Origin of the sequence: Streptomyces sp. NPDC006733, assembly GCF_040636125.1 — a bacterium.
GTDB lineage: Bacteria > Actinomycetota > Actinomycetes > Streptomycetales > Streptomycetaceae > Actinacidiphila.
This window is the reverse complement of the sequence record NZ_JBEYJD010000017.1, coordinates 60565-81400: the sequence shown is the minus strand read 5'-3', so window position 1 is coordinate 81400 and position 20836 is coordinate 60565. Positions and strand designations below refer to the sequence as shown.

The 20836-nt window shown below is 72.6% G+C and carries 21 protein-coding genes; 8 read left to right on the top strand and 13 right to left on the bottom strand.

The window, feature by feature from the left end; genetic code table 11:
- Positions 1-302: 302 nt before the first annotated feature.
- Positions 303-959, top strand: a complete 657-nt coding sequence (locus ABZ721_RS17170; RefSeq protein ID WP_358789432.1) for a DUF461 domain-containing protein — start codon at positions 303-305, stop codon at positions 957-959.
- 103 nt (positions 960-1062) lie between these two features.
- On the opposite strand, the gene ABZ721_RS17165 is transcribed toward ABZ721_RS17170, so the two are convergent.
- Both ABZ721_RS17165 and ABZ721_RS17160 read right to left on the bottom strand, forming a co-directional pair.
- Positions 1063-1743, bottom strand: a complete 681-nt coding sequence (locus tag ABZ721_RS17165) for a response regulator transcription factor (protein ID WP_277439412.1) — start codon at positions 1741-1743, stop codon at positions 1063-1065.
- Positions 1740-3023, bottom strand: coding sequence for an ATP-binding protein (locus tag ABZ721_RS17160; protein WP_358789431.1), 1284 nt, complete (start codon positions 3021-3023; stop codon positions 1740-1742). The genes ABZ721_RS17165 and ABZ721_RS17160 overlap by 4 nt, the downstream gene beginning before the upstream one ends.
- 182 nt (positions 3024-3205) lie before the next feature.
- On the opposite strand from ABZ721_RS17160, the gene phoU reads away from it, so the two are divergent.
- Complete coding sequence (gene phoU, locus ABZ721_RS17155) at positions 3206-3886, top strand: phosphate signaling complex protein PhoU (RefSeq protein WP_358789430.1); 681 nt, start codon at positions 3206-3208, stop codon at positions 3884-3886.
- A gap of 400 nt (positions 3887-4286) precedes the next feature.
- Here the strand turns inward: phoU and ABZ721_RS17150 are convergent, their stop codons facing one another.
- A complete protein-coding gene (locus tag ABZ721_RS17150) occupies positions 4287-5045 on the bottom strand; it encodes a phosphoglyceromutase (protein WP_358789429.1) in 759 nt (252 codons plus the stop codon).
- A 124-nt stretch (positions 5046-5169) separates the two neighbouring features.
- Between ABZ721_RS17150 and ABZ721_RS17145 the strand changes: the two genes are divergently transcribed.
- Positions 5170-6450: an MFS transporter gene (locus ABZ721_RS17145; RefSeq protein ID WP_358789503.1), complete on the top strand. Its 1281-nt coding sequence runs from the start codon at positions 5170-5172 to the stop codon at positions 6448-6450.
- On the opposite strand, the gene ABZ721_RS17140 is transcribed toward ABZ721_RS17145, so the two are convergent.
- The 3 genes from ABZ721_RS17140 to mshA form a co-directional block, all read right to left on the bottom strand.
- Positions 6434-8125: a glycosyl hydrolase family 28-related protein gene (locus ABZ721_RS17140; protein ID WP_358789428.1), complete on the bottom strand. Its 1692-nt coding sequence runs from the start codon at positions 8123-8125 to the stop codon at positions 6434-6436. The two genes, ABZ721_RS17145 and ABZ721_RS17140, sit on opposite strands and share 17 nt — an antisense overlap.
- Before the next feature lie 151 nt (positions 8126-8276).
- On the bottom strand, positions 8277-8888 hold the full coding sequence (locus ABZ721_RS17135) for a YbjN domain-containing protein (protein WP_358789427.1): 612 nt from the start codon (positions 8886-8888) through the stop codon (positions 8277-8279).
- Entirely contained in the window at positions 8881-10233 is a 1353-nt protein-coding gene (gene mshA / locus ABZ721_RS17130; RefSeq protein WP_358789426.1) for a D-inositol-3-phosphate glycosyltransferase, read from the bottom strand. The genes ABZ721_RS17135 and mshA overlap by 8 nt, the downstream gene beginning before the upstream one ends.
- 189 nt (positions 10234-10422) lie before the next feature.
- Between mshA and ABZ721_RS17125 the strand changes: the two genes are divergently transcribed.
- The 3 genes from ABZ721_RS17125 to ABZ721_RS17115 all read left to right on the top strand — a co-directional run bounded on the left by ABZ721_RS17125 (position 10423) and on the right by ABZ721_RS17115 (position 14016).
- Positions 10423-11232, top strand: coding sequence for a class I SAM-dependent methyltransferase (locus tag ABZ721_RS17125; protein ID WP_358789425.1), 810 nt, complete (start codon positions 10423-10425; stop codon positions 11230-11232).
- A 228-nt stretch (positions 11233-11460) separates the two neighbouring features.
- Entirely contained in the window at positions 11461-12510 is a 1050-nt protein-coding gene (locus ABZ721_RS17120; RefSeq protein ID WP_358789424.1) for an NlpC/P60 family protein, read from the top strand.
- A gap of 222 nt (positions 12511-12732) precedes the next feature.
- The gene (locus ABZ721_RS17115; RefSeq protein WP_358789423.1) at positions 12733-14016 is read left to right on the top strand and encodes a SpoIIE family protein phosphatase; all 1284 of its coding nucleotides are present in this window, start codon (positions 12733-12735) and stop codon (positions 14014-14016) included.
- Positions 14017-14053: 37 nt separating this feature from the next.
- Here ABZ721_RS17115 and ABZ721_RS17110 read toward each other — a convergent pair whose 3' ends face one another.
- The 5 genes from ABZ721_RS17110 to ABZ721_RS17090 all read right to left on the bottom strand — a co-directional run bounded on the left by ABZ721_RS17110 (position 14054) and on the right by ABZ721_RS17090 (position 17483).
- Positions 14054-14386 carry a DUF2516 family protein gene (locus ABZ721_RS17110; protein WP_358789422.1) on the bottom strand — a complete coding sequence of 111 codons (333 nt, stop codon included), beginning with the start codon at positions 14384-14386 and terminating at the stop codon, positions 14054-14056.
- A gap of 135 nt (positions 14387-14521) precedes the next feature.
- Positions 14522-15085, bottom strand: coding sequence for a hypothetical protein (locus ABZ721_RS17105; RefSeq protein WP_358789421.1), 564 nt, complete (start codon positions 15083-15085; stop codon positions 14522-14524).
- Positions 15086-15208: 123 nt separating this feature from the next.
- Positions 15209-15625 carry a helix-turn-helix transcriptional regulator gene (locus tag ABZ721_RS17100; RefSeq protein ID WP_358789420.1) on the bottom strand — a complete coding sequence of 139 codons (417 nt, stop codon included), beginning with the start codon at positions 15623-15625 and terminating at the stop codon, positions 15209-15211.
- A 60-nt stretch (positions 15626-15685) separates the two neighbouring features.
- Entirely contained in the window at positions 15686-16984 is a 1299-nt protein-coding gene (locus tag ABZ721_RS17095) for an RNA polymerase sigma factor (RefSeq protein WP_358789419.1), read from the bottom strand.
- Positions 16985-17129: 145 nt separating this feature from the next.
- Entirely contained in the window at positions 17130-17483 is a 354-nt protein-coding gene (locus tag ABZ721_RS17090; protein ID WP_358789418.1) for a YciI family protein, read from the bottom strand.
- A 192-nt stretch (positions 17484-17675) separates the two neighbouring features.
- On the opposite strand from ABZ721_RS17090, the gene soxR reads away from it, so the two are divergent.
- The gene (gene soxR / locus ABZ721_RS17085) at positions 17676-18170 is read left to right on the top strand and encodes a redox-sensitive transcriptional activator SoxR (protein ID WP_358789417.1); all 495 of its coding nucleotides are present in this window, start codon (positions 17676-17678) and stop codon (positions 18168-18170) included.
- Positions 18171-18206: 36 nt separating this feature from the next.
- A complete protein-coding gene (locus tag ABZ721_RS17080) occupies positions 18207-18761 on the top strand; it encodes a DinB family protein (protein ID WP_358789416.1) in 555 nt (184 codons plus the stop codon).
- A 54-nt stretch (positions 18762-18815) separates the two neighbouring features.
- On the opposite strand, the gene ABZ721_RS17075 is transcribed toward ABZ721_RS17080, so the two are convergent.
- Both ABZ721_RS17075 and ABZ721_RS17070 read right to left on the bottom strand, forming a co-directional pair.
- The gene (locus ABZ721_RS17075) at positions 18816-19850 is read right to left on the bottom strand and encodes an aspartate-semialdehyde dehydrogenase (protein WP_358789415.1); all 1035 of its coding nucleotides are present in this window, start codon (positions 19848-19850) and stop codon (positions 18816-18818) included.
- On the bottom strand, positions 19847-20761 hold the full coding sequence (locus tag ABZ721_RS17070) for a dihydrodipicolinate synthase family protein (RefSeq protein WP_358789414.1): 915 nt from the start codon (positions 20759-20761) through the stop codon (positions 19847-19849). The genes ABZ721_RS17075 and ABZ721_RS17070 overlap by 4 nt, the downstream gene beginning before the upstream one ends.
- Positions 20762-20836: the final 75 nt, after the last annotated feature.

The following is a 20836-nucleotide window of genomic DNA, read 5'->3' as shown; positions in this document are numbered from 1 at the left end:
CGTCCCTATTTGTCATCTCCGAAGAGTGGATCTTCGCTACTCCGTTCGGACCTCGTTCACACGATGATCGAATTTTTCGAAGTCGCGCGACGGGCGCGATCGGTGCACGATAAATGGATCTTGCACGCCGCACCCGGAATCCCCTGGGGGAATGCGGGAATGCAATCCCGGCCACCCGGTCGGGTGAGACTGGGGGCGGACCGCCCCGCCGAGGGGCGGCCCGGTGCGGAGCCGGGACGAAGGCTGAGTAATGTAAGGCCGCTGGAAGATCTTCCCTACCTGTACTAGGAGATGCCGCCGCCGTGAGCAGCAGCCTTCGACGCGGTGTCCTCGCCGCCGCCCTCGCGCTCTCGATTGCCCCGCTCGCCGCCTGCGGCGCCGGCAACGACGCGCAGACGCACGAGGTCCGCCCCGACAATGCCGCGATCACCGTCGGCGACATCCAGGTGCAGAACGCCGTGATCCTGACGCAGAAGGCCGGCTCCGGCCCCGCGTCGGTCTCGGCCCGCATCTTCAACAACGGGAACGGCGACCAGACCCTGCAGTCGCTGAAGGTCGGCGACGCCCTGACGGCGGCCCTGGCCGGTGCCTCGGGCGCCAAGACCGTCGTCGTCCCGGCGCACGGCACGGTGCTGCTGGGCGGTGCGGGCAACGCCTCAGCGACGCTCCCGAGCAGCGGCGAGGCGTTCAAGGACGGCGACTTCCAGCGCGTCACGCTGACGTTCAGCTCGACGGGCGAGGTCGCCCTCGACGCGAGCGTGCTGCCCGCCGCCGGCTACTACAAGCAGTACGGCGCCACCCCGTCGCCGGCCGGCGAGCCCTCGGACAAGGCCACGCCGACGGCCACCGGCACGCCCGAGAACGGCGCGTCGGCCACGCCGACCGGCACCGGCACCCCCAAGCCGACGGGCTCCGGCACCCCGAACGGGTCCGGCACGCCCTCGCCCAAGAAGAGCTGACCCGGGCGACCGGGCGGCACCAGGCGCACGACGACGGGCCCGGCAGCGCGTGCTGCCGGGCCCGTCGTGGCGTTCTCCCGGGGGGCTGGTGCCCCCGGCGCGGCTACGGCTCGAACTTGTAGCCCAGGCCGCGGACCGTGACCAGGTAGCGCGGCGCGCCCGGGTCCGGCTCGATCTTGGCGCGCAGCCGCTTGACGTGCACGTCCAGCGTCTTGGTGTCGCCCACGTAGTCGGCTCCCCAGACCCGGTCGATGAGCTGCATGCGGGTCAGCACGCGGCCGGCGTTGCGCAGCAGCATCTCCAGCAGGTCGAACTCCTTGAGCGGGAGGTCGACCTTGGCGCCGGAGACGGTGACCACGTGGCGGTCGACGTCCATCCGCACCGGCCCGGCCTCCAGGGCGGCCGGGGAGAGCTCCTCGGGCTCGCCGCGGCGGCGCAGGACGGCCCGGATGCGGGCCACCAGCTCGCGGGAGGAGAAGGGCTTCGTGACGTAGTCGTCAGCGCCTATCTCCAGCCCGACGACCTTGTCGATCTCGCTGTCCTTGGCTGTCACCATGATGACCGGGACATTGGACTTCAGCCTGAGCTGGCGGCAGACCTCGGTGCCGGGCAGGCCCGGCAGCATGAGGTCGAGCAGTACCAGGTCGGCGCCGTTGCGTTCGAACTCGTCCAGCGCGTCGGGCCCGGTCGCGGCGATGGCGACCTCGAAGCCCTCCTTGCGGAGCATGTACGACAGCGCGTCGCTGAAGGACTCTTCGTCCTCTACGACGAGTACACGGGTCACGGAAGGACCTCCGGGGCAGGGATGTGATCGGAATAGTTCTCGTAGAACTGCTGGTCTCCGGCGGCCCCGCCGGCGGGGGATGCGTCGTCCTCCGCGTCGGTGCCCAGGAGCGCGTGTTCGCGCGCCATACCGGCTTCGGGCAGCCGCAGGGTGAAGGTGGAGCCCTGGCCTTCGGCGCTCCAGACGGTGACCTCCCCGCCGTGCGAGGCGGCCACGTGCTTGACGATCGACAGGCCGAGGCCCGTACCGCCGGTGGCGCGGGAGCGCGCCGGGTCGACGCGGTAGAACCGTTCGAAGATCCGGTCCCGGTCCTTCTCGGAGATGCCGATGCCGGCGTCGGTCACCGAGATCTCGATGAGGTCGCCGCCCGGTGCGGGGATCCGGCGGCCGGCTATCCCCACGCGGGTGCGGGCCGGGCTGTAGTTGACGGCGTTCTCGACGAGGTTGCCGAGAGCTGCCGCGAGCTGGCCGCGGTTGCCCCAGATGTGCAGGTCGGGGGCGGATCCGGTGGCCATGGTGATCTGTTTGGCGTTCGCCTGGTGGCGGCAGCGGTCGATGGCCTCGGCGACGAGATCGTCGACGTCGACCGGTTCCGCGTCGTCCAGCGGGTCGTCGTTCTGGACCCGGGAGAGATCGATGATCTCCTGGACGAGGCTGGTGAGGCGGGTCGCCTCGATCTGCATCCGCCCGGCGAAGCGGATGACGGCCTCGGGGTCGTCGGACGCGTCCATCACGGCTTCGGAGAGCAGGGACAGCGCGCCGACCGGGGTCTTGAGCTCATGGCTGACGTTCGCGACGAAGTCACGGCGTACGGCCTCGATCTTGCGGGCCTCGGTCAGGTCCTCCACGAGGAGGAGGACCAGCCGGGAGCCGAGCGGAGCGACCCTGGCGGAGACCGCCAGGCCCTCGCCGCGGCCGGCACCTCTCTTCGGCAGATCCAGTTCGACCTGGCGTATCTCGCCGTCCCGCCGGGTCTCACGGGCCATCTGCAGCATCTGGTCGACGGCCAGGCGGCCGCCGCGGACCAGCCCGAGGGCGTACGCCGCCGAGCTGGCCTTGACCACCGTGTCGCCCTCGTCGAGGACGACGGCCGAGGAACGCAGTACGGAGAGGACGGTGTCCACTCCGGGCGGCAGAACGCCGGCGCCGTCGGGTCGCAGGGCCGTGCGGGTGGGGCGGGCTTGCTCCCGCTCACTCCAGCGGAACGCGAGCACAGCGATCACACCGGTACACAGACCGGCAATCGCACTGGCTGCGGCAACTGCCGCGTTCACGTCCATACCCCCAGGTTAGGCGGCTTCGAGGGGTGCTCCACAGCCTTGAGAGCTACCTCTCGAACGCCCGTTGCCAAGAGTTCACCTTGACGTAGGCGCTGATTCACTCGGGAGGCGAGAGCGGTACGCGTACGGCCATCAGCGTGGGAGCGTGGAGGAGACGCCTCTGTTGGGACGGAAGGACAGCGATGCGGGACGCATACCACGAGGAGCTCGACTCGATCGGTGAAGGCCTGGTCGAGATGGCCCGGCTCGTCGGATCCGCCATCGGCCGGGCCACCACCGCGCTGCTGGACGCGGATCTGAACATCGCCGAGAGCGTGATCGCGGCGGACGAGAAGGTCGACGGCCTGCAGCGCGACCTGGAGGCGCGGGCGATCACCCTGCTGGCCCGCCAGCAGCCGGTCGCCACCGACCTGCGGATCGTCGTCACCAGCCTGCGGATGAGCGCGGACATCGAGCGGTCGGGCGACCTCGCCCGGCACATCGCGAAGGTGGCCCGGCTGCGCTTCCCCGAGTCGGCGGTACCGCGCGACCTGCACAGCACCATCCTGGAGATGGGCCAGCTCGCCCAGCGCCTGATGGCGAAGGCCGCCGAGGTCATCGTCACCAAGGACGTCGACGACGCCCTGCAGCTGGAGGCGGACGACGACCGCATGGACGAGCTGCACCGCACGCTCTTCCAGCACCTGCTGGACGACCGCTGGAAGCACGGCATCGAGACGGCGGTCGACGTGACCCTGTGCGGCCGCTACTACGAGCGGTTCGCCGACCACGCCGTGTCCGTCGCCAAGCGCGTCGTGTACCTGGTCACGGGCGAGCACGCCGACGAGCTGACGCCGGCCCCGACGCAGGTCGACGGGGTCTGACGGCTCCGCGGGGTCCGGGCGGGCGTGCGGGCGACGGACCCCGCGCCGTTCCGTGCCTCCGCGCGCCGTTGATGCGCCCGGCCCGGGGTGCGTTCAATGGGTGGCGATGCGCCCGCACGTGGCGGCTTCGACTGCGTGCGGTGGCCCAGCCGAGGAGGGTACTCATGCAGGATTCCCCCACCCCGTCGACCACCAGGGAACAGCCGTCACACGACCGACCCCCGCAGCTCGCGCCCGCGCGGCTGCCCATGCTCGGAGCGTGCGGCTGCGGATCGAGCTGCGGGTGCGGATGCCAGTCCGGCGGCGCCTGCCAGTGCGGAGGCTGCACCTCCTGACCTGGCGAAGGGCCCCACCCGAACAGGGGTGGGGCCCTTCGCCGTACAGGCAGAAGTGCGGACTACTACTTCTTCTTCCCTTGATTCTTGACGGCCTCGATGGCGGCCTTCGCGGCCTCCGGGTCGAGGTACGTGCCGCCCGGGTTCAGGGGGCGGAAGTCGGCGTCCAGCTCGTAGGAGAGCGGGATGCCGGTCGGGATGTTCAGACCGGAGATGTCGGCGTCGGAGATGCCGTCCAGGTGCTTGACCAGGCCCCGCAGGCTGTTGCCGTGCGCGGCGACCAGGACCGTGCGGCCGGCCAGCAGGTCCGGGACGATGCCGTCGTACCAGTACGGCAGCATGCGCTCGACGACGTCCTTGAGGCACTCGGTGCGGGGACGGATCTCGCTGGGGATCGAGGCGTAGCGCGGGTCGTCGCTCTGCGAGAACTCCGTGCCGTCCTCGAGGGGCGGCGGCGGCGTGTCGTAGGAGCGGCGCCAGAGCATGAACTGCTCCTCGCCGAACTCCGCGAGGGTCTGCGCCTTGTCCTTGCCCTGGAGGGCACCGTAGTGCCGCTCGTTGAGCCGCCAGGAGCGGTGCACCGGGATCCAGTGGCGGTCGGCGGCCTCGAGCGAGAGCTGCGCGGTGCGGATCGCGCGCTTCTGCAGCGAGGTGTGCACGACGTCGGGGAGCAGGCCGGCGGCCTTCAGGAGCTCGCCGCCCCGGACCGCCTCCTTCTCGCCCTTCTCGTTCAGATTGACGTCCACCCAGCCGGTGAACAGGTTCTTCGCGTTCCATTCGCTCTCGCCGTGGCGGAGGAGGATCAGCTTGTACGCAGCAGCCATGGCCCGAGCCTAATCGAAATCCCGTAGCGCCCGCCCATGTGTCCACGGTAAGCTTCGCCGGTCGTTAGCGGTCATTACATGGGGGGCTGGAGTGCCGGACGTCGGGCGGGCGGTGCGGGAGACGATGTCGGGGCTCCCGCGGCAGTTCTGGTGGCTGTGGACCAGCACCCTGGTCAACCGGCTCGGCGGCTTCGTCGTCACCTTCCTCGCGCTCTACCTGACCGTGGAGCGCGGCTTCTCCGCCTCGTACGCCGGCCTCGTCGCCTCCCTCTACGGGCTCGGCGGCTCGATCGCGGCCGTCGTCGGCGGCGTGCTCGCGGACCGCGTCGGGCGACGCGCCACCATGCTCGTCGCCCAGCTCGGCACGGCCGCCGTCACGGCGCTGCTCGGCTTCGTCACCCACCCGGTGGCGATCGCGGCGGTCGCCGGGCTCGTCGGCGTGACCAGCAACGCGTCCCGGCCGGCCCTGCAGGCGATGCTGGCCGACCTCGTGCCGGCCAAGGACCGGGTGCGGGCCTTCGCCCTCAACTACTGGGCGATCAACATCGGCTTCGGCGTCTCGGCGGGCGTTGCCGGACTCATCGCCGCGCAGGGCTACGTCTGGCTCTTCCTCGGCGACGCGCTGATGACGCTGCTCTGCGCGATCGTCGTCTTCCTCAAGGTCAAGGAGACCCTGCCGGCAGCCGACGCCTCCCCCGCCGTCGACGAGGAGCCCGCCGGGCTCGGCCAGGTGCTGCGCGACCAGCGGTTCATGGCGCTGGTGGGCCTCACCTTCCTGCTCGGGACCGTGGGGCAGCAGGGCGCCACCACGCTCTCCGTCGACATGGGCCGCTCCGGGTTCACGGCGAGCCAGTACGGGCTGGTCATCGGCCTCAACGGACTGCTGGTGGTGCTGCTGCAGATCCCCGTCACGCGCATGATGACCGGCCGCAGCCCGGCCTCGCTGCTCGCCGTCGGCGCCCTGCTGATGGGCTGGGGCTTCGGCCTGACGGCGTTCGCCGGCACGGTCGGCTTCTACGCGCTCACCGTCACGGTGTGGACGCTCGGCGAGATCGTGCACGCGCCCGCCTCGATGGCGATCGTCGCCGACCTCGCGCCGGCCCGGGCGCGCGGCCGCTACCAGGGCATGTACTCGCTCTCCTGGTCGGCCGCCTCCTTCGTCGGGCCGCTCGCGGGCGGCTTCGCGCTCGACCGCTGGGGCGGCGAGGCGGCGTGGGGCGCGTGCGCGGTCGTCGGCACGGTCGCCGCCGTCGGGTACTGGGCGCTGCTGCGGACGCGGGGGCCGGTGAAGGCCGCGGAGTCGGAGGCGGTCGAGGCGCTGGAGGCGGTCGCGAGGGAAGAGGTGCCGATGCCGGCCTCGGGGCCGGCACCGGCATCCGCCGCTGCCGTCAGGAGCAGCCGTTGAGGCGGCGCTGGGCCTCGTAGAGGTTCGGCGGGGTGACCGCCGGGGTCCCGTACGACTCCAGGCGCGAGTGGAGCGGGCCGGTGAAGTCCGGCACGTCGATCTGGCCGAACGCGGTGACCTCGGAGAGGCCGACCGTGGCGCTGTACGGGGCCACGTCGTCGATCTTGACGCAGCCCGCCCGGCCGTTGGGGACGGTGACGTTCCAGTGGGTGAAGCGGGCGCCGTAGAGCGGCCCGGCGCTGGCGTCGCCGCCGTGCTGGCCGTCGTTGACGACGGTGATCTCGGTGCGGACGTTGGCGAACGGCAGCCCGCGGTGGGTGTCGAAGGTGCCCATGTCCATCCGGCCGCGTGACCAGACGTTGTAGCTGGACAGGCCCTCGACGTTGATGCCGTGCAGCTGGGTGCCGGCCGGGGCGGGCAGCACGGTCCGCTGGTCGATCGCGAAGTCCTCGATCAGGTTGTCGTGGGAGCCCTCGCGGCAGCAGTACGGGTGGTGGCTGCCGCGTCCCGAGACGCGGGTGCGGCGCAGGGTGGAGCCCTTGGCGGCGACGAGCAGGAACCCGTTGTCGACGTTGACGGCGCGCACGTCGTCCACCCAGCAGTCCCAGGCGCACTGCAGGACCAGGCCGTTGTAGCCGGTGTCCAGCAGGTGCTGGGCCTGCGGGGTCTCCACCATCTCGATGGTCAGGCCCTCGACGCCGGAGTTCACCACGGGGTCGATCAGCGTCGTCAGCTTCGGGGCCCAGGCCAGGCGCGTGTCGAGCGGCAGCGGCCGGTCGAGGGTGACGCGGTGGCCGCGGACGGAGGTGACGCGGGCCGGCCACTCGTAGGGGACGTACGAGAGCACCTTGGTCTTGTCGGACCAGTTGTAGACCGCGGCGCCGTCCACGTCGCCCGCCATGTGGTCGAGCAGGGTGTGCCCGGCGTCGTCCGCGAGCTGCAGCAGGACGCGGTCGCCGCGCCGCAGGTGCGAGGCGTCGTCGACGGTGACGGTGAAGTCGCCCTGCCTGGCGACGGCCGTGATGGCGGCGAGGGTCCGCCACTCGTCGCGCTTGTTGCCGGTCCAGCCCTCGAACGGCCAGGCCTTGGCCCTGATCGCGTCGGTGAGGGTGCGGTAGCGCTCGCGCGGGCAGACCCAGACCAGGCCGCCGGCCCAGGACCAGGACGACTTGGTGCCGCCGTAGCGGCTGCCGTAGGCGCCGATGATCTCGGTGAGCGAGCGCGTCGCGAAGAGCTTGGTCCTGCCGCTGCCCTCGCCGCGCAGGGTGACGTCGCTGTAGCCGAGCTGGATGACGTCGTCGATCCGGTAGGTGCCGCGCGGCAGCAGGACCGTGCCGCCGCCGCGCTTCCCGACCTCGGCGATGGCCCGGTTGATGGCGGGCGCGGCATCCGCCGAGCCGTCCGCCTTGGCGCCGTAGTGCAGGACGTTGGCGCGGACGGGACGGCGGGGGAAGGTCCGCTCGCCGCCGTTGTACCCCGCGCGGGCGATGTTCGGGATCTGCGGGTGGGTGTAGGGCGCGGCCTTGAACTCCGCCCAGAGGGGGGAGGGCGTGCCCGCCGACCCAGGCTCGGCCGCCGCCGCGAGGGCGGTGCGGCCGCCGAGCGCGGTGGCGGCCACCGCCGCCGTGGTGACCTGGATGGCTCCGGTGAGCAGTCTCCTGCGACTGATCGTCATGACCCCGCCTTTCACGTATCTGAACACTATTCAGATGTGCGACGGCATGAGGGTGCCATGGGCCGACGGGGGACGGGAAGGGGTCGGACCGCAGAAGTCTGCGACAGGCGTTATGGGGTGACGGTACGAGGTGGGGAGGGGCGGGGGCCGATCAGTCGCCCCTTGCCGCCGACTTGTCGGCACCGGTCAGATGTGTGAACGCATCCAGATTGCGCGTCGACTCCCCGCGCGAGACGCGCCAGGCGTACTCCTTGCGGATCGAGGCCGCGAACCCGAGCTCCAGCAGCGTGTTGAACGAGCCGTCCGCGTTCTCCAGGACCGCGCCGAGCAGCCGGTCGATCTCGTCGACCGTCACCGCGGCGAGCGGGACGCGGCCGGTCAGGTACACGTCCCCGAGCCGGTCGATCGCGTAGGCCACCCCGTAGAGCCGGAGGTTGCGCTCCAGCAGCCAGCGGTAGACCGCTTCCTCGTTCTCGTCGGGGTGGCGGACGACGAACGCGTTGAGGGAGAGCGTGTGCCGGCCGACGATCAGCGAGCAGGTGGTGGACAGCTTGCGGGTGCCGGGGATCTTGGCGACGTACGTGCCGGGCTGCGGGCTCTCCCACTCGAGACCGGCTTCCTCCAGCGCCCGCTCGACGGTGTCGCGGGCGGCCAGCTCGGCCGTCAGGACGTCCGGGCCGGACTCCTCCGCGGCTTCCGCGGCGCCCTCGGCGTCCGGTACCCCGGCCTGTCCCGTTCCTGCTGTCTGTCCGTGCTCAGCCATGAACCGATCGTAGGTGACGGCGGTGTTCCTGCATCGCGGCGGTGTAGACGTCGGCGGTCGACGCCGCCGCCCTCCCCCAGCCGAAGCCCTGGGCGTGCCGGGCGGCGGCCTCCCCCAGCTGGTCGCCGAGGTGCGGCAGCTCGATGAAGCGGCGCAGCGCCCGTGCGTAGTCGGCCGGGTCGTGGCCCGGGATCAGGAACCCCGTCTCGCCGTCCTTCACGGCCACCGGCAGACCGCCGACGGCGGCGGCGATCACCGGCGTGCCGCAGGCCTGCGCCTCGATCGCGACCAGGCCGAAGGACTCGCTGTACGAGGGCATCACCAGCACGGTCGCGGCCCGGTACCAGTCCGCGAGCCGCTGCTGGTCGACCGGCGGCTGGAACCGTACGACGTCGCTGACCCCGAGCCGCGCGGCCAGCTTGTGCAGCCGCTCCGGCTTGCTGAGGCCGCTGCCGCTGGGGCCGCCGACCACCGGGACGACGAGCCGCTCGCGCAGCGACGGGTCCTCGGCCAGCAGCACCGCGACGGCGCGCAGCAGCACGTCCGGGGCCTTGAGCGGTTGGATGCGGCCCGCGAAGAGCGGGATCAGGGCGTCCTGCGGCAGGCCGAGGCGGGCCCGCGCGGCGGCTCGGCCGTCGGCCGGCCGAAAGCGGTCCAGGTTCACGCCGGGGTGGACGACGGCCACCTTGGCGGGCTGCGCGCCGTAGTGGCGGACGAGCTCGTCCGCCTCCTCGTCGGTGTTCGCGACCAGCCGGTCGGCGGCCTCCACGATCTGGGTCTCGCCGATGACGCGGGCGGCCGGCTCGGGGGTGTCGCCCTGGGCGAGCGCGGCGTTCTTGACCTTCGCCATGGTGTGCATGGCGTGCACGAGGGGGACGCCCCAGCGCTCCGCCGCGAGCCAGCCGACGTGGCCGGAGAGCCAGTAGTGGGAGTGCACGAGGTCGTAGTGGCCGGGTCGGTGGCCCGCCTCGGCCTGCATGACCCCGTGGGTGAAGGCGCAGAGCTGCGCGGGCAGCTCCTCCTTGGCCAGCCCCTCGTAGGGGCCCGCGTCGATGTGCCGGACGAGGACGCCGGGGGCCAGCTCGACGGTGGGCGGCAGGGCGCCGGTCGTGGCGCGGGTGAAGATCTCGACCTCTATGTTGATCTCGGCGAGGCGCTTCGCGAGCTCCACGATGTAGACGTTCATCCCGCCGGCGTCGCCGGTGCCGGGCTGGTCGAGGGGCGAGGTGTGCACGCTGAGCATCGCCACCCGGCGCGGTACGCCGCGGCCGAGGACGGGCCGGCGCAGTCGGCGCGATTGCGCGTAGCCGCGCAGGGCACCGAGCCGTGCCATGTGCTGGGTCACGCCGCTCTCCATTCGGCCGGACGGATCCGTTCAACCGTGGAACGCCGGAACCGACCATTCCCATTTCCGCTTTGCCGAACTTTTTGCCGGGGGTGCGAGGGCCGGGTCCGCCGTACGGTTCCGCTGTGCGGGGCGGCTACCCCGTGGAGGCGGCGGCCACCCCGTGGGAGCAGCACCTAAAGTCGAACCATGGCACGACCCGTCGGCACCATCACCCGTGGCACCACGAACCCGAACCGGTTGCGGCGGATGGACCGGTGGATCGCGCACGTGCTCGGGCCCGAGCTGCGGCGGACGGCCGATCCGGTGGCCGTGGACCTGGGGTACGGGGCGGCGCCCTGGACGGCCGTCGAGCTGCTGGGGCGGCTGCGCACCGTCCGGCCGGACGCCGAGGTGGTCGGTCTGGAGATCGACCCGGCGCGGGTCGCCGCGGCCGGGCCGTACCGGCGGGACGGGCTGACGTTCGCGCACGGCGGGTTCGAGGTGTCGCTGCCGGGGGCCGCCGGCGGGCGGCCGGCCCGGCGGCCCGTCCTGATCCGGGCGGCGAACGTGCTGCGGCAGTACGGCGAGGGCGACGTGCCGGCCGTCTGGGACCGGCTGCGGGACCGGCTGGCGCCGGGCGGGCTCCTCGTGGAGGGCACCTGCGACGAGATCGGCCGCCGGCACGTGTGGGTGGCGATCGGACCCGAGGGGCCGCGCACGGTCACGTTCGCGACCCGGCTCGGATCGCTGGACCGGCCGTCCGACCTCGCGGAGCGGCTGCCGAAGGCGCTGATCCACCGGAACGTCCCCGGCGAGCCGGTGCACGCGTTCCTGACGGAGTTCGACCGGGCGTGGGCGACGGCGGCGCCGTTCGCGTCCCTCGGCGCGCGGCAGCGCTGGATCCGCAGCGTGCGCCTCCTGGCGGACGGCGGCTGGCCGCTCACCGACCGCGCGGACCGCTGGCGGCAGGGCGAGGTCACGGTGCGCTGGGAGGCACTGGCCCCGCGCGGGTCCTGAGCCACCGGACCCCCGGACCACCGGAGCCGGATCCCACGGACCTCCGCGGTCCACCGCCCGCACCCGGAGCCCTGTCCGCCACCCGCACCCCGAGCCCTCGAAGCACCCCGAGCCCCCGCGCCCCCGGAGCCCCAGCCGCCAATTCACCGCTGCCCCTGTCGCATTGCGGCACGTCGTGGCACCATCCCCTCCCATGTGACGATCCGTCAGATACAAGGTGGTGACGGGATGGCGGCGAAACCATCGCGCGGCGCGGCCGCCGTGTGCACGGCCCTGCTCTGCGCGGCAGCGACGCTGGCGGTGCCCGGGGCCGCGCACGCCGAGCCGCCGAGGACGCTCGCCCAGGTGCAGGCCGAGGTCAACACCCTCTACCACCAGGCGGAAGCGGCCACGGAGGCGTTCAACGCGGCCGAGGAGCAGGTGCTGGCGCAGCAGCGGAACCTGGTGGCGCTCGCCGTCTCGCTGGACACCGCCCAGACGCGCCTGGCCACGCTGAGGGACCAGGCGGGAGCGATGGCGCGGGCGCAGTACCGCAGCGGCGGGATGACGGACGAGATGCAACTCGCGCTCTCCTCCGACCCCGAGACGTTCCTGTCCGACGCGAGCCTGGCGCAGCGCGGGGCGCGGGCCCAGAACGCCACGATCCGCGACCTCACCTCCACCCAGGCGGCGTTGGACGGCTACGCGCACGCGGCCACCGTCGAGTGGGAGGCGCTGGTCGCGACCCGGAAGAAGTCGGCGGACGCCAGGAGCCTGGTCGAGTCGCGGCTCGCGCGGGCGAAGGCGCTGCTCGCCTCGTTGCGGGAGCAGGAGCGGCTGCGCCTGCAACGGCTGGAGGACGAGACCGCGTACCAGGCGCAGTTGGCGTGGACCCGGAGCGACGCGGGCCGGCGGCTGGCCCGGCCGCCCGTGGCGGCGGGCGACGCGAGCGCGCAGGGCAGGCGGGCGGTGGCGTTCGCGGCGGCGCAGATCGGCCGGCCCTACGTGTGGGGCGCGGACGGGCCGTCCTCGTACGACTGCTCGGGGCTGACCCAGCGGGCGTGGGCGGCGGCGGGCCGGAACATCCCGCGGACGTCGCAGGAGCAGTGGCGGCTGCTGCCGCACGTGCCGGTCGACCGGATGCGCCCGGGCGACCTGGTCATCTACTTCGACGACGCCAGCCACGTGGGGATCTACGTCGGGGACGGCGCCATCGTGCACGCTCCCCGGCCCGGCCGGAACGTCACCATGGCCGGGGCCGGCTCCATGAGGATCCTCGGCGCGGTCCGCCCCGGGTGACCGGCCGCGGCCCACGGCGTTGCACAGGGTGATCGTCATGCGCGGGGGCCGGGTGCCGGCCGGGTGATGTATGTCATGTCCGGATCCGCGTATCGGAGCTGAAATCCCCCTCTGACCGCCGCATATGACACAGGCGGTTTACCTCGTGGCCTCCCGCCACACCGCGCGCTGCCGCTAGGGTCGCCTGTCAATGACCCTCGGGGGGAGGGAAGGAACAGTCCGATGACCGCAACAGGGGTACCGCACGCCGGTGAGGCGGACGGCTCCGCCGTCCTGCCCGTGCCCCGCCAGCGCCAGGATCCGTCAGCGCCCGCGCTGACGCTGCTGGTCATCGGCGACGATCCGGCGGGCACCTTCACCGCGCCCGAGCTGCACGACGGCGGCGGGTACCGGGTGCGCCTGCGCCGGGCGCGCAACCTCACCGAGGCCGAGCGGCTGCTCACCGACGACGTGCACTGCGTCCTGCTGGTGCTGGACGGCGACGGGCTGGAGAGCCTGCGCCGGCTGCTGCTGATCGCGCCCACCACGGCCGTCCTCGTGCTGACCGGCGAGAACGCGGGTGAGACGGGCGACGCCGGTGAGGCGGTGCGGATCGGCGCGCAGGACCACCTCACCCGCGACGAGCTCGACGGCTCGCACCTGACGCGGGCGATCCGCTACGCCGTGGAGCGCAAGCGCGCCGACCTCGCGCAGCGCCAGCTGACCGAGACCCGGCTGCTCGCCCAGGAGAACTCCCGGCTGGAGCGCGGGCTGCTGCCCAAGCCCCTGCTGGACGGCGTCGACCTGCGGTTCGCGGCCAGGTACCGGCCGGGGCGCAGCCGCGCGCTGCTCGGCGGCGACTTCTACGACACCGTGCGCACGGCGGACGGCACGGTGCACGCCATGATCGGCGACGTCTGCGGCCACGGCCCGGACGCCGCCGCGCTCGGCGTCCAACTGCGGATCGCGTGGCGCGCGCTGACGTTCGCCGGGCTCAGCGGCGACCTGCTGCTGAGCACCCTGCAGAAGGTGCTGGAGAACGAGCGCGCCGACGACGAGACCTTCGCGACGCTCTGCACCGTGGACATCGCGCCGGGCTGCGTGCGCGCCGACCTGTATCTGGCCGGGCACCCGGCCCCGCTGCTGACCGGCGCCGACGGCGTGCCGCGGCTGCTGCCGTACGAGGCGGGCGGTCCCGCGCTGGGGCTGCTGGAGCAGACCGCGTGGAGCCGGATCGACGTCGAACTGGGCGCGTCCTGGAGTCTGATGCTCTACACCGACGGGCTGATAGAGGGCCGGGTCGGTACGGGCACGCAGCGGCTCGGCCAGGACGGGATGGTCGAGATGATCACCCGGCAGCTGGCCGGCGGGCTGCGCGGCGAGTGCCTGCTGGACGCGGCCGTCACCGAGGCGCGCGAGCTGAACGGCGGGGAGCTGACGGACGACGTCGCCGTCGTGCTGCTCGACCGCGTCGCCCCGGCCCGGATCACGGGCCTGCCGGCCCAGCTGCAGCGCTCCGACGGCTGAGGGCCGCTATCCAGGGCCGCTGCCCAGGTGCGGGAGGTCAGCGGCGGAACGGTCCGTACGGGCCGTCGCTGCTGCTGCCGCCGCCCCGGCGGCCGCCGCCGGTGATCTGCTTGATGGCCGGACGGACGTCGACCATATAGACGATCACCGCGACCAGGCCGAACGCCGGCAGGAAGTCGAAGATCGAGAAGAACTTCATCACCAGGGCCGCGAGGCCGAGGACGATCAGCCAGAAGGCCTTGGTCTTCTTGCCGGCCGCGCGGTAGGCGTCCTCGCGGCGGACCGCGGCATCAATGAACGCGAAGAGCGCGAAGAGGAACAGCCCCCAGGAGATCAGGGCCACCACCCCGAAGAACCCCGTGACCAACACGCCGCCCACCGCCTTGTCCGTCTGCCCGGGCTCGGCCGGATGCCCGATAAACCGTCGCCGCCACCGTACCGGTCCTGCTCGCACAACGGACCGGGCACGCTGAGCGTGCCCGGTCCGTCCGGTGCGTGGCGCGTACTACTCGGCCGGCTTGGCGGCCGGCTTCTTCGCCGGGGTCTTCTTCGCGACGGGCTTCTTGGCCGGTGCGGACGCCGAGGCGTCCGCCGTCGGAGCCGAGGTGGACTCGGCCGCCGGACGCGGGTCGGGCTCGACCGCCACGGCGATCTCCTCGATCTCGTCGGCCACCTCGCCGCGCCAGGTCGCCACGGCGCCCTTGCCGCGCTCGGCCAGCGTGCCGTAGGTCTCCTGGACCTTCACCGCGGCCTCGGCGGCCCGGCCGACGCCCTGGAGCGCGAAGTCCTGGACGGACTCGCCGATCTTCTTCAGGTCCAGCTCGACGGAGCCGAGGGCCTCGGTCACCTTCGTCTGGGCGTCCTTGGCCTGCGCGGCGACGCGGTCCTGGATCACCTTCGGGTCGGTGTTGCGGATCTTCTCGATGCGCTCGGGAGCCTCGGCGCGGATCTTCTCGATCAGCGCGGGCACCCGCTGCAGCTTCTCGGCGGCGAGGTCGGCGGTACCGGCCACCGCGTAGAGCGGCGTCGGGTCCTTGAGCGTCTTCACGATGTCATCGGTGATCGCCATGAGGGTCCTCCCGGACGGGGGTTGTTGACGCGTGGTCATGCGCACGGTGTCTGCGTACGGTGTGCCGGGCGCGCTGCGAACGCGCCGGTAGAGCGGGTCGAAACGGTGACGCGGGTCGAGCGGTCAGGCGGGTCGAACGGTCTTCGGCCGCACCGGGTCCGCCGGCGCCGGGTCCGCCGGCACCTGCTCCTCCACCACGGCGTTCTCCTTGCGGAACGACTCGTAGATCTGGATCAGCACCTGCTTCTGCCGCTCGTTGATCGTCGGATCGGCCAGGATCGCCGCGTGGACCTCCAGCTCGTCCCGGTCGCGCTCCTCGAGCATTCCGGCCTGGACGTACAGGGTCTCCGCGGAGATCCGCAGCGCCTTCGCGAGCTGCTGCAGGATCTCGGCGCTGGGCTTGCGCAGCCCGCGCTCGATCTGGCTGAGGTAGGGGTTGGAAACCCCGGCGGCGTCCGCGAGCTGCCGCAGCGACAGCTGCGCGTTGCGCCGCTGCTCCCGCAGGTACTCGCCGACGTTGCCGACGTTCAGTGAAGCCATGCCTCGATGCTGCACCATCGCTGCTAACTATTGCAAGCACATCGCTTGCAAAAGGCGCGATTACGGGGTGTGAGAGCCGTCACGGCGCCGGTCGCACTCCGCCACGCGCTGCTCCAGCAGCGTGCGCTCGCGGGCGTTGCGGGTGAGGGCGGCGGCGCGGGCGAACTCCTGGCCGGCTTCCTCGTACCGGCCGAGCCGGGCCAGGAGGTCGCCGCGGACGGTCGGCAGCAGGTGGTAGCCGGCCAGGGACGGCTCGTCGGTCAGCGTGTCGACGAGCTCCAGGCCGGCGGCCGGCCCGTCGGCCATGGCGAGCGCGACGGCGCGGTTCAGCTCCACGACGGGGGACGGGGTGCGCGCGGCGAGCTGTTCGTAGAGCCCGGCGATGGTCCGCCAGTCGGTCTCGCCCGCGGTGCGGGCGCGGGCGTGGCCCGCGGCGATCGCCCCTTGCAGGACGTACGGTCCCGGCGGGCCGCCGAGCGCGGCGGCCCGCTCCAGCGCGGCGAACCCGCGGCGGATGAGCAGCAGGTCCCAGCGCGAGCGGTCCTGGTCGAGCAGCAGGACCGGCTCGCCCGCAGGACCCGTCCTGGCGGCGGAGCGTGACGACTGGATCTCCATCAGCGCGACGAGGCCGTGCACCTCGGGCTCCTTCGGCATCAGCGCGGCCAGGACGCGGCCCAGCCGCAGCGCCTCGGCGCAGAGCGCGGGGCGCATCAGGTCGTCGCCGGCCGTCGCCGCGTACCCCTCGTTGAAGACCAGGTAGATGACCTCCAGGACGGACGCCAGCCGGCCGGCCAGCTCCGGCCCGGCCGGCACCTCGTAGGGGACGTCCGCGTCGGCCAGCGCCTTCTTGGCCCGCACGATCCGCTGGGCGACCGTCGACTCCGGGACGAGGAACGCGCGGGCGATCTCCTCGGTCCGCAGACCGCCCAGCAGCCGCAGCGTGAGCGCGACGCGCGCCTCCGTGGAGAGCACCGGGTGGCAGGCGGTGAAGACCAGCCGCAGCAGGTCGTCCTCGATGTCGCCGTCGAACACGGCCTCGACGTCGGCCGGCGGGCCGTGCCCCGCGTTCTCCAGCTCGTGGCCGAGCACGTCGAGCTTGCGGGCGAGGCGCTCCTTGCGGCGCAGGAGGTCGATCGCGCGGTGCTTCGCGGTGGCCATGAGCCAGGCGCCCGGGTTGTCCGGGACGCCCGACCCGGGCCACTGCTCCAGCGCCGCGACGAGGGCGTCCTGCGCCAGCTCCTCGGCGAGGCCGATGTCGCGCACGAGCCGCACGAGCCCGGCGATCAGCCGTGCCGATTCGATCCTCCACACCGCCTCGATCGCGCGGTGGGCGTCGGGGCGGGGGCTCGGTGCCGTCATGGCGACCCATCAGAGCATCCCCGTCCGCGGGGCGGCAACCCGCGACAAGCCGCGACAGCCCCCGGCGGCCCGCGGCGGCCCGCTGTGGCTCGCGACCGGAGGAGCGGCGGGCCGCCGCGGACGGGTCAGCCGTTCGCCGTCCCGATCAGTCGTTCATCCCCTCGATCTGGCGGACCTCCGACTCGATCTCCCAGCCGTCGCCGTGCAGCCGCAGGAAGCGGGAGGCCCACTCCAGCGCCTCCTCCTTGGTCTTCACGTCCAGCATCGCGTAGCCGCCGATGACTTCCTTCGCCTCGGTGAAGGGCCCGTCGGTCACGGTCAGCCTGCCGCCGGACAGCTTGATGCGGGTGCCCTCCGAGGTCGGCCGCAGACCGGCGGTGTCGAGGAGCACGCCGGCCTTCGTCATCTCCTCCAGGAGCTTGCCCATGTCCTCCATCAGCTGCTCGCTCGGGACGAGGTCCGTGTTCTCGTCGACCCGCAGCATCATCATGTAGCGCATCGTGGTGGCTCCTTCTCGTGCTTCTCCGTCGTCGAACCCTGCTTCTATCTGATGCGTCGAACGGGGACTCCCCGGATCGACACGTCCGGGAAAGTTTTTTCGCGCCCTGGTCCCGCCCTGTTCCCGCCCTGTCGCAGCCCTCCCCGATCCGGACCTGAACGATGGTTCAGGTCGGCCGCTACTGTGGCCGCCATGACCCAACTCCCGTGGAACGCCAAGGAAGCCACCGTCGGGGAACTGTCCGACCGCAGCGGCGTCCCGCCGTCCGCGCTGCGCTTCTACGAGCGCGAGGGGCTCATCCGCAGCCGTCGCACGTCCGGGAACCAGCGCCGCTACAGCCGCGACACGCTGCGCCGGGTCGCCTTCATCCGGATCTCGCAGCGGGTCGGCATCCCGCTGGCGCGGATCCGCGAGGTGCTGGGGCTGCTGCCGGAGGGGCGGACGCCGAACCGGGCGGACTGGGCGCTGGTCTCGGAGCGCTGGCGCGACGATCTGAACAGCAGGATCACCCAGCTGGAGCAGTTGCGCGACCGCCTCACCGACTGCATCGGCTGCGGCTGCCTGTCGATCGACTCGTGCCACCTGGCCAACCCGCACGACGCCCTCGGCGAGCAGGGGCCGGGGCCGCGCAGATTGCTGAGTCCCTCTTCGGCCTTGCGGACAGAGGCTGACCGCAAGGGTTCCTAGAGTCGAGGCATCGAGACCGAACGAGAGGTGGTCGTCATGCCGACACTGGTGCAGCCGGGGAAGACCGGCGAGCAGAGCGAGCGGGATGCCCTGCTGTCCTTCCTGGAGGCGCAGCGCGGTGCCCTGCGCCGGGCCGTCCTCGGGCTGACCGACGAGCAGGCCGCGTCCCGGCCGAGCGTGAGCGAGCTGTCACTGAGCGGCCTGGTCAAGCACGCGGCGAGCTGCGAGGAGAACTGGATCCAGACGACGCTGATGGGGCGGCCGGCGGCCCGCGAACGGGACGAGTCCAACTGGCACGAGGACTTCCAACTGGTCGGCGACGAGACCGTGGCCGGGGTGCTGGAGGAGTACGCGGCCGTGGCCCGGCGGACCGAGGAGACGATCCTCGGCCTGCCGGACCTGGAGGTGAGCGCACCGCTGCCGGAGGCGCCGTGGTTCCCGGCCGGCATGCGGGTCAACGCCCGCTGGGTGCTGCTGCACCTCATCGAGGAGGCGGCCCGGCACGCCGGGCACGCGGACATCATCCGCGAGTCGCTGGACGGCAAGACGTCGTACGTGCTGATCGCCGAGGAGACCGGCAAGGCGTTCTGACGGCGGTCAGCACGTACGCGTCCAGCGTGACGGGGCTCAGCGCGCGGGCGGGGCTCAGCGCGCGGCGGTCAGCTCCGCCGCGACCAGCTCCGCCACCTGGACGGCGTTGAGCGCCGCGCCCTTGCGGAGGTTGTCGCTGGAGCAGAAGAGGGCGAGGCCGTTGTCCACGGTCTCGTCCCGGCGGATCCGGCCGACGAAGGTCGGGTCCTGGCCGGCCGCCTGCAGCGGGGTGGGGATCTCGGAGCGCTCGACGCCGGGGGCGGCGGCCAGCAGCTCGTAGGCGCGCTCGACGCTGAGCGGACGCTCGAAGCGCACGTTGACCTGCAGCGAGTGCCCGGTGAAGACCGGCACGCGCACGCAGGTGCCCGAGACCTTCAGCTCCGGGATCTCCAGGATCTTGCGGCTCTCGTTGCGGAGCTTCTGCTCCTCGTCGGTCTCGAAGCTGCCGTCGTCGACGATCGAGCCGGCCAGCGGCAGCACGTTGAACGCGATCGGGCGGGCGTAGACGCCCGGCTCCGGCAGCTCGACGTCCTGGCCGCCGAAGGCGAGCGTGGCGGCCCGGTCGGCGAGCTTGCCGATCTGGCCGTCGAGCTCGGCGACGCCGGCCACGCCGGAGCCGGAGACGGCCTGGTACGTGGTGGCGATCAGCGCCGTCAGCCCGGCCTCGTCGTGCAGCGGGCGCAGGACGGGCATGACGGCCATCGTCGTGCAGTTCGGGTTGGCGATGATGCCCTTGGGGCGGTCCGCGATCGCGTGCGGGTTCACCTCGGAGACCACCAGCGGGACCTCGGGGTCCAGCCGCCAGGCGGACGAGTTGTCGATGACGACCGCGCCGGCCGCGGCGACCTTGGGCGCCAGCGCCCTGGACGCGGCCCCGCCCGCCGAGAACAGGACGATGTCCAGCCCGGAGTAGTCGGCCGTGGCGGCGTCCTCGATGACGATCTCGCCGTCCTGCCACGGCAGGGTGCTCCCGGCCGAACGGGCCGAGGCGAACAGCCTCAGCTCCTTCACCGGGAAGGCGCGCTCGGCGAGCACCTTGCGCATGACTCCGCCCACCTGGCCGGTCGCTCCGACGATTCCGATCCTCATGACGCCTCTCCGATCAATGCGTGCGTACGGTCCCGAGTATCCCCTGCCGCGTCGTGTACCCGGAGGGCCGTCTCAAGCGATGGGCGGCCGGCCGGCAGCAGCGGCAGGCGGACGCCGGGTCCGGGGATGCGGCCGTGGGCGTGCATCACGGCCTTGATCACCGTGGGGTTCGGCTCGCTGAACAGCGCCGCCGCGAGGGCCGCCAGCCGGTGTCCCAGCGCCCGGTCGCCGGTCGCGGCCAGGGCGACCCAGCGGTCGGTCAGCAGGTGCGCGGAGGCGAGCATGCCGCCCGCCGCGCCGAGGGCGAGCAGCGCGGGGGCGAAGACGTCGTCGCCCGCCATGACGGCGAAGCCGGGCGGCTCCGCGCCGAGCAGCGCCACCGTGTCCTCGTCGATCGCGCCGACCGCGTGCTTCACGCCGACGACGCCGGGGACGGCGGCGAGCCGCAGCAGCGCGTCGATGCCGAGCGTCTGCCCCGAGCGGTACGGGATGTTGTAGATGATCAGCGGCAGCGGGCTCTCCGCGGCCAGCGCCTCGAAGTGCGCGACGACCCCGGCCTCGGAGGGCCGGGTGAAGTACGGCACGGGGACGAGCGCGGCGTCCGCTCCGGTCCCCGCGAGCGCGCTCAGCTCCTGCCCCGACCGCCGGGTGTCGTTCGACCCGGCGCCCAGCGTCAGCCAGGCCCCGCGCTCCCGGCACACCCGGCCGACGACCGCGGTGACGTCGGCCCGCTCCGCCGCGTCGAGGGTCGCGGCCTCGGCGGTGGTGCCGAGCGCGGTGAGTCCGCTCGCGCCCGCGTCGAGGATCTCGTGCGCGAGGGCCTCCAGGGCGGCGGTGGCCACCGTTCCGTCCGGGTCGAAGGGAGTGATCAAGGGCACGTGGATGCCGCCGAGCGGCCGGTCCGTCTCCATGCCGCCGAGCGTGCCGCACACCGACAGTCAAGGTCCAGTTAATTGTTCTTCGCGGACCGCTAAGCAACGCTGCAC